The organism is Pseudanabaena yagii GIHE-NHR1, from assembly GCF_012863495.1.
Classification (GTDB): domain Bacteria; phylum Cyanobacteriota; class Cyanobacteriia; order Pseudanabaenales; family Pseudanabaenaceae; genus Pseudanabaena; species Pseudanabaena yagii.
On record NZ_JAAVJL010000001.1, the window covers coordinates 2,192,009 to 2,209,019 of the forward strand.

General features: G+C 42.9%; 13 protein-coding genes. 11 read left to right on the top strand and 2 right to left on the bottom strand.

Going from position 1 to position 17,011, the window contains the following annotated elements; translation table 11 throughout:
• Positions 1 to 569 precede the first annotated feature (569 nt).
• The 4 genes from HC246_RS10015 (at position 570) to HC246_RS10030 (ending at position 3,364) form a co-directional block, all read left to right on the top strand.
• Positions 570 to 839 carry a hypothetical protein gene (locus HC246_RS10015; RefSeq protein ID WP_169363263.1) on the top strand — a complete coding sequence of 90 codons (270 nt, stop codon included), beginning with the start codon at positions 570 to 572 and terminating at the stop codon, positions 837 to 839.
• 466 nt (positions 840 to 1,305) lie between these two features.
• Positions 1,306 to 1,893 (top strand): nicotinate-nucleotide adenylyltransferase, encoded by a 588-nt coding sequence (locus HC246_RS10020; protein WP_169363264.1) that lies wholly within the window; start codon positions 1,306 to 1,308, stop codon positions 1,891 to 1,893.
• A complete protein-coding gene (locus HC246_RS10025; protein ID WP_169363265.1) occupies positions 1,869 to 2,600 on the top strand; it encodes an NUDIX hydrolase in 732 nt (243 codons plus the stop codon). The genes HC246_RS10020 and HC246_RS10025 overlap by 25 nt, the downstream gene beginning before the upstream one ends.
• 209 nt (positions 2,601 to 2,809) lie before the next feature.
• Complete coding sequence (locus HC246_RS10030; protein ID WP_169363266.1) at positions 2,810 to 3,364, top strand: hypothetical protein; 555 nt, start codon at positions 2,810 to 2,812, stop codon at positions 3,362 to 3,364.
• Positions 3,365 to 3,454: 90 nt separating this feature from the next.
• Here HC246_RS10030 and HC246_RS10035 read toward each other — a convergent pair whose 3' ends face one another.
• Positions 3,455 to 4,801 carry an outer membrane protein assembly factor BamB family protein gene (locus HC246_RS10035; protein ID WP_169363267.1) on the bottom strand — a complete coding sequence of 449 codons (1,347 nt, stop codon included), beginning with the start codon at positions 4,799 to 4,801 and terminating at the stop codon, positions 3,455 to 3,457.
• A gap of 230 nt (positions 4,802 to 5,031) precedes the next feature.
• On the opposite strand from HC246_RS10035, the gene HC246_RS10040 reads away from it, so the two are divergent.
• The 7 genes from HC246_RS10040 to HC246_RS25485 all read left to right on the top strand — a co-directional run bounded on the left by HC246_RS10040 (position 5,032) and on the right by HC246_RS25485 (position 15,159).
• Positions 5,032 to 6,036: a phosphoribulokinase gene (locus HC246_RS10040; protein WP_169363268.1), complete on the top strand. Its 1,005-nt coding sequence runs from the start codon at positions 5,032 to 5,034 to the stop codon at positions 6,034 to 6,036.
• Between the two features lie 165 nt (positions 6,037 to 6,201).
• Positions 6,202 to 6,594 carry a Rid family detoxifying hydrolase gene (locus tag HC246_RS10045; RefSeq protein ID WP_126385011.1) on the top strand — a complete coding sequence of 131 codons (393 nt, stop codon included), beginning with the start codon at positions 6,202 to 6,204 and terminating at the stop codon, positions 6,592 to 6,594.
• Between the two features lie 323 nt (positions 6,595 to 6,917).
• Positions 6,918 to 8,891, top strand: coding sequence for a bifunctional aldolase/short-chain dehydrogenase (locus HC246_RS10050; protein WP_169363269.1), 1,974 nt, complete (start codon positions 6,918 to 6,920; stop codon positions 8,889 to 8,891).
• A gap of 154 nt (positions 8,892 to 9,045) precedes the next feature.
• Positions 9,046 to 9,735, top strand: coding sequence for a response regulator (locus HC246_RS10055; protein WP_169363270.1), 690 nt, complete (start codon positions 9,046 to 9,048; stop codon positions 9,733 to 9,735).
• Positions 9,736 to 9,868: 133 nt separating this feature from the next.
• The gene (locus HC246_RS10060) at positions 9,869 to 11,743 is read left to right on the top strand and encodes a lipoxygenase family protein (RefSeq protein WP_169363271.1); all 1,875 of its coding nucleotides are present in this window, start codon (positions 9,869 to 9,871) and stop codon (positions 11,741 to 11,743) included.
• Positions 11,744 to 12,128: 385 nt separating this feature from the next.
• Positions 12,129 to 13,379, top strand: a complete 1,251-nt coding sequence (locus HC246_RS10065) for a nucleotidyl cyclase domain-containing protein (RefSeq protein ID WP_169363272.1) — start codon at positions 12,129 to 12,131, stop codon at positions 13,377 to 13,379.
• Between the two features lie 91 nt (positions 13,380 to 13,470).
• Positions 13,471 to 15,159 (top strand): TPM domain-containing protein, encoded by a 1,689-nt coding sequence (locus tag HC246_RS25485; protein ID WP_211167674.1) that lies wholly within the window; start codon positions 13,471 to 13,473, stop codon positions 15,157 to 15,159.
• Positions 15,160 to 15,193: 34 nt separating this feature from the next.
• Here the strand turns inward: HC246_RS25485 and HC246_RS10075 are convergent, their stop codons facing one another.
• Complete coding sequence (locus HC246_RS10075) at positions 15,194 to 16,846, bottom strand: bifunctional metallophosphatase/5'-nucleotidase (protein ID WP_211167675.1); 1,653 nt, start codon at positions 16,844 to 16,846, stop codon at positions 15,194 to 15,196.
• Positions 16,847 to 17,011: the final 165 nt, after the last annotated feature.

Sequence of the window (17,011 nt, forward strand, 5' to 3'; positions counted from 1 at the left end):
TTAAATAATCAGACAAAAGCTCAAATTTAAGCTTATAGATAGAGTTGCCAAACATTTAAGATGATGTCAAACGAGCATGGTACAGGCGATATGATTGCGTTAATTATATAGAGAATGTCAAGCAAAATGTGTAAAGTCTAGAAGCTAGAGATAGAGATGCTGCTCTTCGAGGATAGCAAAGCTTCGTGGATACGCATTTGGCTATGCTCTCACAAGTCATATTGATATTTACAATAATTGGAAAAAATACTGGAACACAATGGGATAGGACTATTCCTGTTACACTAAAAAATATTTTTATACATTGAATCTTATTAATTCAAGATATCTTTAGGGATACCTCAGCTAAAATCAATCACTCATTCTGGTCTATATCGGTAGAATGGCGAGTTTATTTGTTATTCCTATTAATTGTTTGGGCTTGGAGAAGATTTGGAGCTATTTTAACGGTGATAATAGCAACATTGAGTGTATAATTAATTGAGTTTACTGTGTAATTTTCATCTCTTAATATTAACAATTATTCTTGGGGGATTTGTCCACACTATATTGGATTATTTACTTTCAGGATGCTGGCGGCAGAAATATCCTATGGTGATGGTTGTTTATCAAGATTAAAAAATAAGTTACCATGTGGAATGATTACTATATTAGTTGGTATACCTGCGTTAGTTGCTTATGTAGTCTTGTGGAAAACTGCTTGGTGGTCTTTGGCTGATTTGTTAGCAGGTATTTGTGCAAGTTGCTTACTCATCAGATTAGCTTCTAACGATCAGAGCCAGCTTTATAAAGCATTATCTTGGAAGCCACTTGGTATTTATAGGGGCATTTGCTTATAGTCTATATTTAATGCATGCTCCACTTTTACAAGTGATGTGGCTCTATTTCATAGAGCCATTTTCCTTCGTTAATACACCTGTATTAATTCCTTTGTTGAGCATGTTGTTACCTAGTATTGTAATTTCATATTTGTTTTTGCTTGTGTGTGAACGACATTTTTTAAGAAAATCTACAAAATGAAATGACGAGTCAATTTCTGTTTTAGCTCGTCAATGTCTTAACCATCGTATTCCCACTAAAGAAATCTTGACAGAGTAGACTGCCTTCTGGAAAGACCAACTCAATTTACAGAAAGCTAACGTCACTTGGCTTTTCTTAAGCACTAATGCAAGAGTTAAATTGAAGATCTTTTACCTTTGGATAGAACATATTCTTAAGGGATTACAAACTGAAAATCTCTGTTTTTTAGATTTACTGATTAACTAGTAATCAGACATAAATGGATAAGGACTGTTAGATAAACTAATGAACATCGCTCTTTTTGGAACTAGTGCCGATCCGCCGAGCATCGGACATCAAGAGATCTTGCAGTGGCTGGGTAACCATTATGATCGCGTATTGGTTTGGGTATCGGACAACCCCTTTAAAACCCATCAGGCAAGCCTCAGCGATCGCCTTAAGATGATGGATCTGACCATCGCTGCGATCCAGCCACCAGCCCAAACCATTACCCTGCATCCTGAACTTAGCGATCCGCGCACAATTAACACTGTCGAGAAAGCCAAACAACTTTGGCAAGAGGCAAACTTTACCCTCGTTATCGGTGGCGACCTTGTACCCCAATTGCCGACATGGTATCGCGCCCAAGATTTGCTGAGCCAAGTCAAACTGTTGGTCGTGCCACGGCAGGGCGTAACCATTGCCAAGACAGATATCGATCGCCTTGTGCATATGGGTACTGAAGTGGCGATTGCCCCTGACTCTACCTCGATTCCTAATGTTTCTTCGTCCGACTATCGCAACAATGGTAACAGTTCAGTCATAATACCCACAGTCGCAGCATATATCCAACGAGAGTCGCTTTACGCATGGCAGACAAGTCCCGCCCCATAGCCCCTAAACCACTAGCAGACTTCAAAGTCGGTGTCGATAACGTGATCTTTTCTGTAGATACTGAGCAGAATCGTCTATTAGTGCTACTGGTGATGCGCCAACATGAACCCTATCGCGATCGCTGGTGTCTGCCCGGAACCCTCGTGCGTCAAGGTGAATCTCTCGAAGAAGCTGCCTATCGGATTCTTGCTGAAAAAATTCGCGCTAAGAACCTCTATCTCGAACAACTCTACACCTTTGGCGATATTGGACGCGATCCCCGAGAAGCTCCAGATAGTTATCATGTTCGCTATCTCTCTGTCAGTTATTTTGCACTTGTTCCCTTCTCTCAAGCAGAACTAATTGCTGATGGAGTATGTGGAATTGCTTGGTATCCTGTACAGCAGGTTCCCGAACTCGCCTTTGATCACAATCGCATTCTCGAATATGGTCATCGCCGCCTCTGCAATAAGTTGGAATATAGCCCTGTTGCCTTTGATGTTTTGCCTGAAGCCTTTACCCTCAGCGATCTCTATCAGCTATATACGACGGTTCTTGGGGAGAACTTTTCAGACTATTCTAATTTTCGGACTAAATTATTAAAGCTAGGTTTTCTGAGTGATACTGGCATCAAGTCTTCAAGGGGGGCAGGTCGTCCCGCCAGCTTATACCGTTTCGATGCTGAAGCCTTCGCTCCCTTTAAGGACAAACCGATGGTCTTTATTTAAAAGTTTTTGTGGCATGGCAAAGCCATGCCACAAAAACTTGCTCTCTAACTAGCTTTTATGACTAAAATGCTCAGACTAAGCAAAATAGCTAGTCTTCATGCAAAATTAACGATTTGAGCTTGAGATTAAGTCATTTGCAGCAACGCGCAAATTCAAAAATCGGTGTATGCTGTCAGCTTAAACATCAAAAGTACTTGCATTTTTGCATCATGCTTGATCGAGCAGCGATAACCATAGCGATTTCTCTATGTCCCGAAGAGGCGGTTTGTTACTTAGCGAGGGTATACAGTACCCTAGTTATTTTCAATCCACCTGAATTTATTAAAACCTCTATGGATAGCAGAGTCTTGATTCATTCCCTTGGCTATCCTGATAATCCTGACTCGGCACATACCTGTCGGCAACTGATGGATGAGTTTGGCTTTGATACTGACACTTTTCCTGCTTTTGCGATTCAAGGACTAGCCACGATCGCTTCAATATTTCCCTGCGATCGCGAAAATTGGGAAGTAGATTTTGAACTAGACCGTCATTTAGACATTGCTCCCACAAGCCTAATCGATATTCAATCGAAGGTACAAGATCAAGGAAAATCGGCATGGTTAGTGCAATTGAAGGAAACCTACTTTTTGCAAGAGCCGATTTATGATGTTTTGCCACCTATCCACATCACTTCAGGAGATGTCTGGCTACCACAATATCCGTCACATTTAGAAGATTTCCAAAATGCCCTTAGTCGTGACATTCTCCGTAGCAAAGTGTAACCAAAAAAGAAATCGCAAAGCGATTTCTTTTTTTGTAAAGGGAGTTTAATCAACAAAGGCATCGCTTTGCGATGCCTTTGGAAAGGGGATTTAGGGAATGAAAAAAGATTGAATTTTACTACTACCTTCTTTTCTTAGAAAATTGCTTGCAAAAATCAAACGTTTTTTATCAGGCTTATCGGCTACAGCAATCACCAAGGGAGGATAGTAAACATGGCTATTCATCAAAGTAGGAGTTCGCCATACTAATTTGCCAGTTTTATCGTCAAAGGCACCGATCCAACTATTGTTGTCAGCAGAACCATAAAAGCCCAAAGTCACATTTTTGATTTCCATATCATCTATATAAACTCGTCCATCTGCCCAAGTTAAATGTTGAGGCTCACTATCATAGGCACGGGTCACTGTAAATCTGCGTAAGAATCTGCCCGTTTCCTTATCTAACAGCACAAAATTACCACCAGAGTTATCTTTTGATTGCCAGACCAAAACTTCGCGATCGCTAACGGCTTTAACTTTGCCAGTAATAACATACGACCATTTTTCTTTGCCAGTTTGGAGATCGATCGCACGGATACGCCCTAATGGCTGCGTCTTAGAAAAACCGAAGATCGAAGTATAGATTGTATCTCCCAAAATATCGGCATCCCATAAGGCATTAGGATCTCGCGATGAAGTTTCCCAAGTCCATAAAACTTTCCCTGATCGTACATCCATCACTGTAAATTGTTCAAGCCGACCTTTGGACGTGTCATGAAAGGAAGGCAAAAATAAAATTCCATTCTGTACTACTGGCTGAATTGCCGAAATGCCAATTAATCCGTTAGTTTTAGGAAGCTGATATGACCAAAGTGGTTTCTCTTTATTGATAGCAAAGACTTTTGTTTGATAGCCTGCGAGATTAGAACTACTCTCATCAATTGGGATAGAATCACCATATACCGCAATATCCTGATGTATTCCCATTAAGCGATCGCGAATACCACCAAGCCCCATATCTTCCACATATTTCAAAGATGTTTTAGGAGAACCAGTCTCAGGATCAAATCCCACAATGCCATTGTCATGACTAGCATATATAATTCCATTCTCTAAAATCAACTTACGACTACCAAGACTCTGATGAGGTGGTAATTGCTGCTGCCATTGTACTTTCCCTGACGCAGTATGAATTGCAAATAAAGTTGCCGAATAATCTCTTGACTCTTCACTATACTTCTGGTTCTCAATTATAAATACTTGCTTACCATTCGTAATGAGTTCGGTACTCGCTTGTAAATTCGCAGTCCATTCAGGCTGAATGATGACTTCAGAGTTATTGGCATTAGCGACTAGATGTAAACCTAGGAGTAGCACCAAGGAAATCAGAAAGTATTTCCCAAAATTGATCAATTTTCGAGAATATGGCAATTTCAGTTTTGATGGTATGACTTTCATAATGGCGATCGCAAGATTTTTATAGGACTTTTAAACAGGAAAGCCCACTCTTTGTTTTTACCTTAAATTCACAAACAATAGTAATTATTAAAGTTAAATCAAAATTAAACCTTTGCAGACATCTATGTTTGGTAGATTTGATCTTGCAACAGAAGTATTAATAAATACATTTTTATATTTTTTATAGTAAACCCCTTTAAATAATTTACATATAGGAGTGGTTCATAATTATGAGCAATAATCCCAGCCGTGTTGTTGTGATCGGAGTTGCAGGTGATTCTGGTTGTGGGAAATCCACATTTTTAGGAAGACTCAAGGATCTGTTTGGCGAAGAATTTATGACTGTGATCTGTCTAGATGACTATCACAGCCTCGATCGCAAACAACGCAAGGAAACAGGGATTACTGCCCTTGATCCGCGTGCCAACAATTTTGACTTGATGTATGAACAGGTAAAGGCTCTCAAAGAAGGGAAATCGGTATGGAAACCCATTTACAACCATGAGACAGGACTAATCGATCCACCTGAATTGATTGCACCAAACAAAGTCGTTGTGATCGAAGGTTTGCATCCGCTCTATGACAAGCGTGTTCGCGATTTGATCGATTTCAGCATCTATCTAGATCTCAGCGATGAAGTCAAGGTTGCTTGGAAAATTCAACGGGACATGGCGGAGCGTGGTCATACCCTTGCCGATGTGACACAGGCGATCGCTGCTCGTCGTCCTGATTTTGATGCCTATATCGATCCCCAAAAAGCTAATGCTGATGTGGTGATTCAGATTTTGCCTACCAATCTGATTGCCAATGATAGCGATCGCAAAGTGTTGCGGGTACGTCTGATCCAACGTAACGATGTGGAAGGTTTGCAACCAGCCTATTTATTTGATGAAGGCTCGACCATTTCTTGGATTCCTTGCGGTACAAAACTGACTTGTTCCTACCCTGGAATCAAGCTGTTTTCGGGACCCGATAGCTGGCTCGGTCAGCCCGCAAGTGTCTTGGAAATCGATGGACAATTCGATCGCCTTGAGGAAGTGGTATATATCGAAAACCATCTCAGCAGCTTGAGTACCGAGTACTACGGTGAGTTGACGGAGCTTCTACGCAAACATCCTGACTATCCTGGTTCTAATAATGGCACGGGGCTTTTACAAGTCATCGTCGGATTGAAGATGCGAGCAACCTTTGAGCGTCTCACCCAACAAACTGAACAGCATCTCGTTGCTGCTTAGGGAATTGCTGCTATTAATTAAAGTACCTGTGGCTTCGACTCCGCTCAGCCAACGTTAGCTGAGCGAAGTCGAAACTCCTTAACAAACAAGAGCGCTAAGCCTCTGGAGCCAAAGCTACCAAAAGATTTTATACTTAGCCTTGGATCTATTGAAAAAATATCAAGCATGAGTCAAAAAGAAGTAATCCGTAGCGCCAATGCTCCTGAACCCGTTGGACCTTATAACCAAGCGATCGCTGTTTCGGCAACCAGCAAATTAATTTTCATGGCGGGACAAATTGCGATCGATCCTGCCGTTGGCAAAATTGTGGCGACTACGGTTGAAGAACAAGCTGAACAGGTAATCAAAAATATTCAAGCTGTTCTCGCTGAGGCAGGCGCAGATATTACCAACGTGATTAAAACCACGGTGTTTCTTGCAGATATGGCAGATTTCCCCAAAGTAAATGCGATCTACGGTAAGTATTTTCTTGCTCCATTCCCTGCCCGTTCTACGGTTCAAGTCGCTCGACTTCCCCTCGATGCGCTTGTCGAAATTGAGTGCATTGTTGCTATCTAAGCATCTCAACATTAGGGTGGGCGTTGCCTTCTTTACACATTGATTGTTTGATTGTCATGATTTATTCGCACCCGTCACAATTTACAACAACAAACTTGTAGGGGTAGAGCATTTGCGCCAATATTTTTGATACTCCCCACCGATCATCTCAAAACGCAAATGCTCTACCCTCTTTGCTTTCACCGATAAATTGTCCCTGCGTTGCGAGTTTAGGGCAAAGCATTCCCAAATTAAAACAATCTCAAAATTTGTGAATTTCCTTGGGAATGCTTTGCCCCTACTTTATTTGAATTTATTTAAAAATCATTTAGGAATTTCAAAAAATGAAAAGTTTGTGGAGCGATCGCGAAGCTGCTGAATATAAAACCGACTTAGGCTTAAGGGTATATACATCAAGGTTATTGGGGCGCGATCCATCACTTGTTCTACATGGTGGGGGCAATACTTCTGTCAAAATTCGTGAAAAGAATATCGTTGGTGAAGAAGAAGAGATTCTTTATGTGAAAGGAAGTGGTTGGGATTTAGAAACGATCGCTGAAGCAGGTTTTGCCCCTGTGCGGATGGCACATTTATTGAAATTAGCGAAGTTACAGGTTCTCTCCGATTCACAAATGGTGAATGAACTGAAGACGCAAATGACCAAGGCAAGTGCGCCTGCACCATCGGTAGAAACAATTCTCCATGCGAGTTTGCCTTATAAATTTGTCGATCATACCCATGCCGATGCGGTCATTTCAGTGACCAATACCGCGAATGGATGGGAACGCATTCAAGAAATCTATGGCGATGATGTGGTGATCATTCCCTATGTGATGCCGGGGTTTGACCTAGCGCGAGTCTGTGCCGAGAAATTTGCGGCGGAGAAAAGCGATCGCACGCTTGGCATGGTTTTAATGAATCACGGTATTTTCTCCTTTGGCGAAACTGCTCAAGAATCCTATGAAAGGATGATCGCGTTAGTCGATCGCGCAGAGGCTTATCTCAAAAAACATCATGCTTGGGAGATATCACCACCAGCTTCTCTGATTAGGGAAAGTGAGCAGAGATTAGAAATTGCTAAACTACGCACTGAAGTTTCGCAAGTTGCAGGATTTCCCGTAGTTCTCAGTTCCCATAATGATGAGAAAAGCTTAGCCTTTGCTCAAAGAGAAGATGTGCAGATCATTTCCCAACAGGGTTGTGCGACTCCCGATCATGTGATTCGCACGAAGAGATTGCCCCTAGTTGGCAGAGATGTCAAAGCCTATGCCGAATCCTATCGCGCTTATTTTGCCGAAGAAGCTCCTAAATCAGCGCAACCAGTAACTATTCTCGACACTGCACCTCGCGTGATTCTCGATCGCCAGTTAGGACTAGTCACCGTTGGTAAATCCGCCAAAGATGCCCAGATTGTCGCGGATATCTATGAGCATACGATGGAAATCATTCAGCGATCGCAACTTTTGGGCGGTTATCAAGCGTTACCCGCTAGCGATATCTTTGCGGTGGAATATTGGGAATTGGAACAGGCGAAATTGAAAAAAGGTGGTTCCTCTCCTGCTTTCACTGGTGAAATTGCCTTAGTTACAGGTGCAGCTTCAGGCATTGGTAAAGCCTGTGTAGATTCCTTATTAAAGCGTGGTGCGGCGGTAGTTGGATTAGATATTAATCCCGCTATTGAGAAGCTATACGATCGCCCCGATTTTGTCGGCATTACTTGCGATGTCAGTGATGAAACTGCGATCGCTATTTCCCTCGATCAAGCCGTAAAAGCCTTTGGTGGTCTAGATATCCTCATTCTCAATGCAGGAGTTTTCCCATCTGGTTGTCGCATCGAAAATCTCGATACTGCCACATGGCAAAAGGTGATGCAGATCAATCTGGAAGCAAATCTAGTCCTGATGCGTGAAGCATATCCATTGCTGAAACTTGCGCCTAATGGTGGTCGTGTAGTGGCGATCGGTTCCAAAAATGTGCCTGCCCCCGGACCTGCCGCCGCAGCCTATTCCGCATCGAAGGCAGCGCTCACTCAATTAATGCGGGTAGCGGCTCTGGAGTGGAGTAGCGATCGCATTCGCATTAATACCCTACATCCCAATGCTGTCTTTGATACGGGCATCTGGACTGAGGAAGTCTTAACTTCTCGCGCTAAGCATTACGGCTTAACGATTGAGGAATATAAAACCAATAATCTACTCAAAGTGGAAGTTACGAGTCACCATGTTGCTGAACTTGCGGCGGAGATGTGTGGTGCATTGTTTGCCTGTACGACTGCGGCTCAAGTTCCCATTGATGGCGGTAACGATCGCGTGATTTAAATCAATGTTTAAAAATTGCGATGATGTATTTGGGTAAGAATGGGCTGTGCTTTGCACAGCCCATTCTTACGTTTTTGAGAGTATTTTGTTTTTATTGTCCCTTCTGTGAGATTCTGGTATCAATACAGACCCTGCATAATTTGCAAAAGTGCTTATGAGTTCGATTCGTGTTGTCCTAATTGAAGACCATGACCTGACCCGCATGGGCATGAAGATTGCGTTGCAACAACAAGGAGAGCTTGTCTTTGTTGGTGAAGCAGCGACGGGCGCGGAAGGTGTGGCATTGGTAAACAGCCAACAACCCGATGTAGCGATCGTTGATTTAGGCTTGCCAGATATGGATGGCGTAGAGGTAACACGCCAAATCAAGGCGGCAACCACCGAAGCAAGCAAAGCAACTAAAGTTTTGATCTTAACGCTCACCGATAACCAAGAGACAGTACTCGCCGCCTTTGCCGCAGGTGCTGACTCCTATTGCATCAAAGATATTAGCTCAGAAAATTTGGTGCAGGCGCTGAAATTAACGGCGGAGGGCAATTCATGGATCGATCCTGCGATCGCTAATATCGTCCTGCAACAGGTACGCCGCAAGGAGGCAACTGTTGAGATCGCGGCGGCGGAAGCTGATTATAAACAGGTGCTCGAAGCCACACCTCTGACCGAACGTGAGTTAGAAGTCCTCTCAGAGATCGTTAATGGCAATAGCAACGCGGAAATTGCCGAAAAGCTCTACATTACCGTTGGCACAGTCAAAACCCATGTCCGCAATATTTTGAATAAACTATGCGCTGATGATCGCACTCAGGCAGCAGTTCGAGCTTTGAGAGCAGGTTTAGTTAAATAAAAAGTATTGCCCTCGAAAAATATGGCACAGGCTACGCCTGTGCCATATTTTTTTGCTTAGTTTAAAAAAATTTATCTTATTTAAGGCTGACAGGTTTTATATATGGATGTACAGATTTTTTTTAGGTGCATCCATGATTTTCTCACTTTTAAGCGGTGTCGCCAGATTATTAAATTTCCTTTCAGATAAGTTAGCGGACTTAGCCGATTTCATATCTAAACCATCGAATTCGAGTAAGTATCCTCTATTGCCCCAGTATGATCCTGAAATCACTCAGCGTCAATCAGCCCTAAATAAGTCACGGGAGCTTTATCGATATAACTACACCTATGTTGAATCTCTACCAATGGTGGAGAAAGTCCCTACGAATGAGCGGTTTTCCCTGTCGTGGGGATTGTTGGTAGGTAAGGTTGTGGTTAAGGTGCTACTAAACGATCGCGCTAATCCCTCAGCTTTCATTAACAAGGACAAGTCTAAGGCTAAGCAACTGGACTTTTCCAAAAAATTGCTGGAGGCGAGTATGTCTCAGTCGGACAACGCCATCGTGGAATTGCTGTCTAATTTGCCAGATATCCTTGAGGATGACCCCATTGATTTAGAAGGCTCCAACATCCAAGAATACAATGATCTTTTTTGGATCATTTCCCTGCCTGCGATCAGTCAATACTTTATGAGTAATACGGAATTTGCCAGATTGCGGGTGGCAGGCTTTAACCCTCTGATGATTCAACGGGTTAATACTCTTGATGCGAAGTTTCCTGTAACCGAGGCACAGTTTCAATCGGTTTTAGCCAATGATTCTCTAGTAGCAGCAGGGGCGGAGGGGCGATTATATCTGGCGGATTATGCGGAACTAGAAGCGATCGCTGGTAGTACTTTCCCGAATGGTAAACAGAAATATATCAATGCTCCCTTGGCACTCTTTGCGGTTCCCAAAGGTAAAAAAAGCTTAACCCCGATCGCAATTCAACTCGGTCAAGATCCTAGTACCCATCCGATCTTTGTAGCTCAAGCTGATGACGAACCGAACTGGCTGATTGCGAAAACCGTTGTGCAGATTGCCGATGCCAACTATCACGAATTGATTAGTCACTTGGCGAGAACGCATCTAGTGATTGAACCTTTTGTAATTGCAACCAATCGCCAATTAGCTAGCAACCATCCACTTTACATTTTACTCAAACCCCATTTCCAAGGCACTCTCGCCATTAATGATGCTGCTCAGTCTGGGTTAATCAGTCCAGGAGGAACGGTTGATAAGCTCTTGGCAGGCACAATTGGAACGGCAAGGGCACTGTCAGTACATGGGGTGAAAACCTTTAACTTTGATGAGGCTCTATTACCGATCGCCTTGAAAAAACGAGGTGTCGATGATCCGAGTCTATTACCCGACTATCCCTACCGCGATGATGCTCTATTAGTTTGGGAAGCGATCGCTACTTGGGTCAAGAATTATCTGTTTATCTACTATGGCAGTGACAGTGATGTAGCTAGAGACTCGGAATTACAGGCATGGGTCAAGGAAATTACCTCGAATGAAGGTGGTCGAGTGACGAGCTTTGGACAAAATGGACAGATTCGCACCCTTGCCTATTTGGTTGATGCGGTCACATTGCTGATTTTTACGGGCAGTGCTCAGCACGCAGCCGTGAATTTCCCTCAAGGTGATTTGATGACCTACGCTCCTGCAACTCCCTTAGCAGGATATACGCCAGTACCAACTAGTACTACTGGTGCAACTGAAGATGATTTCTTTGCCATGCTGCCTGCAATTGATCAAGCAAAGAGTCAGTTGACCATGACCTATATTCTTGGTTCGGTCTATTACACGACCTTAGGTGATTACGGCAATGAGTATTTCACGGATGATCGCATTCAGCAGCCCTTACGAGATTTCCAAGACAATTTAAAAGCGATCGAATCAACGATCAAGTCTCGCAATGAGCAAAGGTCTGTGGAATATAGCTATCTCCGCCCCTCACGGATTCCGCAAAGTATTAATATCTAAATTATCCTCACCCATAGCCCCTGTCCCAAAGGGAGAGGGGAACGAGAATTACTCACCATCCCCCTTTGAGCTATCGTGTACACACAAGTCATAAAACCTAGCTAAGGGACTTGCGGATAAAAAATGTCCCCCCAAAGTTATCTAGCTTCGACTTCGCTCAGCTAACGTTGGCTGAGCGGAGTCGAAGCCATAGGTACTTTAACTAATAGCAAGTTCCTAAGTCAAAAGTTAATCGCCCCCTAGCCCCCAATTCTGGGGGAACAAGAAAATAAAGTTCTTTCAAAGTTCCCCAGAATTGGGGGATTTAGGGACTTAGATACAAATTTCTTTCAAAGTCCCCCAGAATTGGGGGATTTAGGGGGCTTAGATACATGGAACAACTCCAATGATCGCCAAACTCACTAAAAAACGTTACTCCACCAATCTATTTGACGTTACTCAGGACATCATTGGCGCATTGCCTTTGAAGCTGGTTGAGCAATGGCTGAGTAGTGACCAAACCTATGACGATGCCTTAAAGCTACTGGCTAGTCATCAAGTACAGGGTTATAGCGTATCCTCTGATTCTGTTGGCTTAACGAAACTATGTCAGCAAAAGGGATTGCTGGAAATTTTGGCAATCATCAACCAACCCAAAAAAATTGTCCATAGCTATGGCAAAGCGATCGCTGGCGAAAGCGTAGGTATTTGGGCTGCCGACAATACCCAGATGTTTTATCCCGATCACCTTGAGGCCGTAACCCTTGTATCGGCTCTACTCACGATTCAAGATGTGATCAAGCAAACCTGTCAGGTGCAGATTGGTTTGGGCGCTCATTATGGCAGTTTTTATCAAATTAGTGGTGGCTTGTATGGCATCGAGGCAGATGCGATCGAAGAAATTGCGGAAAACCATACTGACGGTGGCGAGATCTTAATCACTCAAGCGATATGCGATCGCCTGCCAATGCAGCATAGTTTCAGGCTTGAGGAACGCGATGATCTGCATACAGAACTTGGCAAAATCTATCGCGTATTGGATGGCAAGAGATTAGAAGATTTACAGCCTATCGATCAACGCTATCCTATTCCCTATTCTGAAGACTTTTATGTCGATTTATTAGAGTATGAATCTCGCCTAGCTGATCATGATTTTGCCCATTATCTGACTCATAAATATATTCAACATAAGGTGGTAGTCCTGATTGAGAGCAAAAATGAAGCTGTGGAAACCCATGAAGTTTCCATGTTCAATCAGCTATCATTTTCAGCCTTAATGAAAGATATTGGATTACGTCTGATTGGTTCTCAATTAGATGCGGAAATTAAGGTCGTCAGTTCGTTGGGCATCTATGCTTTTGATGAAGCGAATATAGCTCTTAGGTTTGCTCAGACTTTTCGCCAAGAACTAGCAAATCAAGGTATTCCCTGTCGTATTGGCATTGATCGGGGTGAAGTGCTGATCTTTAATTTATCTGTTGGTACTAGAGATATTGCGGGAATGCCTGTAAATTTGGCATCAAAAATGGCGCAAGACAAAGGCGAATTTGGCAAGCTCTATCTGAGTTATGCCTTCAAGGACTTGCTCGATATCAGTGGCTTTAGGGAAATCAAGTATCAAGTTTCGGGCGTGGAGATTACAGCTTATGAAGGGTAATTGGTTCAAAAATTGCTTATTAAATATAAGAACTCAAACCCTGTGGCGCAAGCGCAGCTTGCGCCACAGGGTTTGGCATTGGTTCTTAATTATGCCCAGCTACCTATTGCTCCTATGGGCAGTGCTTTTACCTGTAAATTCGCTATGGGCAATTCCCATTAGTGACATTCCCAATCCGCGTAAACTGAATGGAACTTGGGTAAGTGATGTTGCGAATATCTTAAGCCCAGAGACAGAAGCACAACTGAATCAACGCATTAATCGATTGGTTGCGAAAAATGGATCAGAAATTGCCGTCGTGACAGTACCCAATACTTCTCCCGCGATTACCGTCAAATCCTATGCTACTGAGCTATTTAATAATTGGGGCATCGGCAAACGGGGAATCGATAATGGGGTGTTATTTCTAATTGCTGTAAAGGAACGCCGCCTTGAAATTGAAACTGGACGCGATATTGCGCCATATATTAGCGATCGCCAAGTTGCTCAAATTATTACGGATTTGATTACACCTGAGTTTAAGCGTCAGAACTTTGATCGTGGCATTATTAATGGAGTTGAGGAGATTGCAGGGCGCATTGAGAAAATTAATTTTTATCCTTTCCCCTTCACCCCGATTTATAGCAGTCTTGGAATTGTCGGTATCGCGATCGCCATTAGTGGCGGCATATTATGTACTAAAAAGATTAAAGGCTGGACTCAAAAATTACCAACTATTGAACCCAACTTCCAAAATTCTGTTGTTTTTCAAGTCAAAATTCCTCAACTAGATGAGTTCGCAAATTTAGAAATGTGGTTGATGGGATCAGGACTAGTAGCACTTTCAATTAGCACTAATGCGTGGGTCTTGTCCCAAGAGGTTTGGACAAACCTATTCATCAATCCATTTAACCAATTTATCGCAACTTTACTTGTCAATTTGATCATTGCGATCGCTATTCTTCCCATTTGGCTTGGACTTGAAAGGGTTTGGCTCAAACAATTAGCTCAAGTATTTGAATATCCTATACAGCGTTATGAAGTCGATCAGGTAAGTGTCCTGTTATTACGAAAATCCTATCTGATTTTAGTTTTTCATCTTCCTGCGATCGCGATCGCATGGCTCTTAGGAAATACTACGATTTTATTAACGATTCCTAATCATTTAGTATTTTCGATCACTAGCTTGCTGATCGCGCTAGGCTATCAATTTTGGGAAATGTCCCTTGTGGATCATATGTATCTGGATACGCGACCAGTCAAAGATACTTTCTTTTGTCAAACCTGTCGCCAGCGCACGCAAAAACTCGCCAGTGACATGGTGAACCAATATTTGAAAAAGCCTGAGCTAAGTGGAGTTGAGCTAGGCAATGCGACCTATGATCTTTACTATTGCGATCGCTGTCATCCGCTAACTAATAGCTCTAATAGCAAGAAATTCCGCAATCATGCCTATTGTCTTCCCCATATTCAGGATCAGTCAATTTGTCCGAGATGTAGTTATCCAACGGTAATTAAGGTCACTCCAAAGCAGACTCGCAAATCGAAGAAGTTTCCTAAACAGGGTTCTCAAGAGGCAATCGGAATTCTGCAATGTCAAAACTGTTTTCATGAGGAGCCAGTCTATCCCTATGTTGCGCCTGTAAGTAGTTCTAGTTACTTTAGTGATTACAGTTCTAGTTATGAGTCATCGAGTAGTTCTAGCAGCTATGATTCCTATGATTATGGTAGTAGCTCATCTTCTTCTAGCGATTTTGGTGGTGGCGGCAGTGATGGTGGTGGTGCTGGCGGTGATTGGTAACATGGCGGCACTTTAGCGCCGCCATTGTGATTGATTATTGATGAACAATACGATTCTCTGTTGTTACTTGTATTGGTGAACTGGCGCTGATATATTCAGCGATCGCATCCGATAGCAGATACCCAGTTTCTAACAGATTTTTACCTTCCGCAAAGGTGCGATAACCATCACCACCAGAAGCGAGGAAGTTATTTGTGGCTACCTTATAAATTGCCTTGGGATTCAATAATTGGAAGTTACCTGAAGCATCTTTAACTTCTACTTTCGTAACTCGCTTGCCTGCGGGAAGTTTCGCATTCCATACAAAGCGAATTCCTGCCACTTGGGGAAATCTGCCTTCCCCTTGCTCCGCCATACTTACACCACTCTCTAATGTTTCTTGTAACTGCTTGCCAGTTAACTCTACCCTTGTAATCGTATTGCCAAAGGGAAGTGATTCCAAGACATTGCCCATCGTGATATTGCCTAGAGGGAATCCATTGCGAATTCCACCCGCATTGATTAGAGCAACTTGGACTTGATCTATCTTTGTTTTTGCCAAGATCGCATCAGCAATCAAATTGCCTAAAGCTGTTTCGCTAGTGCGTAGTTTAACGCGATCGCCATCTAGCGCTACCAAAGATTTACCGATAACCTTTTGACGTAATGCTTCAATTGGTGCTGCATAGGCTTTGAGTTTATCGACAAATTCTTGATTGGGTTTGATACTTTCGTCAATGGCATGGGGTTTACCTGCCCAAGCAATCAACTTACCCGTGCGATCGAAACTCACCGACAGATCGCCTAAATATTTACCCCATTCCCAATCCGTAACTACTAATACAGGTTCTTTGGTTCCATTCTTCTCAACCAATGGATAGGGATGATTAGCATTGGGAATATTGCCAACGGATGTATGGCTATGACCACCAATGATAATATCAATATCAGGGACTTTTCGCGCTAATGTGACATCATTCTCAAATCCAATGTGAGTTAGGGCAATAATTTTATTAATTCCCTGTTGTTTGAGAGCCGATATTGAAGTTTGTGCTGCCGCGATCGGATCAGTAAACTTCACTCCATCACCAACATTGGCTAATATCGCCGTGTCAGGAGTCGTCAAGCCAAATACACCAATCTTTTCGCCCTTCACATCAAGAATATACCAAGGACGAACTTTGCCATAGAGAGGTGATTCGGGTGCAATGTCGATATTTGCGGAAATGATGGGAAATTTTGCCTTAGCGATGAAGTCGGCGAGGACTTGCTGACCGCGATCAAATTCATGATTACCAATGGTTCCTGCATCGTAGGCAAGGGCATTATAAAAATCGAGATCTGCCTGTCCGAGATATTGATTGAAATAGAGCGTGCCTTGAAAAATATCGCCTGCATCCAATAGCAGTAGAGGCTCTTGATTGGTTTTATTCTCCGCTCGGATTTGATCGATGAGAGTACGGCGACGAGCGATTCCCCCCAACAGGCGATCGCCATATTTGACAGGTTCTAAATGTGCGTGATGATCGTTGGTGTGCAAAATCCTCAGTGAGAAGCGACTCTCCTGTGCAACAACATTTAACAATGCAGGAGAAACGGCAATCAGAAAGGTAATCACGAAAGCTACGAATATCTGAAAAGATCGCCTCATTTGCGGTTTCAGTTTTAAATAATTGGCGATCGCTTTTAAACTATTCTTCGCTTTCACAGTCATCACCCTTAGATTTATCTTGATTTTTATGCCTCAAGTGTGAGGTCGCACAAATCAGCACTCTACACTTATCTATCAGAGACCAAATATAGCCTATTTTGGGAATGCTTTGCCCAGAACTTGGCAACGTGGGGATATGCGATCGGTGAAGGTGGATGATGG

Bases quoted from the DNA above. Each gene is read 5' to 3' on its own strand.
- HC246_RS10045 (WP_126385011.1), top strand. From the start codon at position 6,202: ATGAGTCAAAAAGAAGTAATCCGTAGCGCCAATGCTCCTGAACCCGTT.
- HC246_RS10035 (WP_169363267.1), bottom strand. From the start codon at position 4,801: ATGAAAGTCATACCATCAAAACTGAAATTGCCATATTCTCGAAAATTG.
- HC246_RS10050 (WP_169363269.1), top strand. From the start codon at position 6,918: ATGAAAAGTTTGTGGAGCGATCGCGAAGCTGCTGAATATAAAACCGAC.
- HC246_RS10060 (WP_169363271.1), top strand. From the start codon at position 9,869: ATGATTTTCTCACTTTTAAGCGGTGTCGCCAGATTATTAAATTTCCTT.
- HC246_RS10015 (WP_169363263.1), top strand. From the start codon at position 570: ATGCTGGCGGCAGAAATATCCTATGGTGATGGTTGTTTATCAAGATTA.
- HC246_RS25485 (WP_211167674.1), top strand. From the start codon at position 13,471: ATGCCCAGCTACCTATTGCTCCTATGGGCAGTGCTTTTACCTGTAAAT.
- HC246_RS10030 (WP_169363266.1), top strand. From the start codon at position 2,810: ATGCTTGATCGAGCAGCGATAACCATAGCGATTTCTCTATGTCCCGAA.
- HC246_RS10025 (WP_169363265.1), top strand. From the start codon at position 1,869: ATGGCAGACAAGTCCCGCCCCATAGCCCCTAAACCACTAGCAGACTTC.
- HC246_RS10065 (WP_169363272.1), top strand. From the start codon at position 12,129: ATGATCGCCAAACTCACTAAAAAACGTTACTCCACCAATCTATTTGAC.
- HC246_RS10040 (WP_169363268.1), top strand. From the start codon at position 5,032: ATGAGCAATAATCCCAGCCGTGTTGTTGTGATCGGAGTTGCAGGTGAT.
- HC246_RS10020 (WP_169363264.1), top strand. From the start codon at position 1,306: ATGAACATCGCTCTTTTTGGAACTAGTGCCGATCCGCCGAGCATCGGA.
- HC246_RS10055 (WP_169363270.1), top strand. From the start codon at position 9,046: ATGAGTTCGATTCGTGTTGTCCTAATTGAAGACCATGACCTGACCCGC.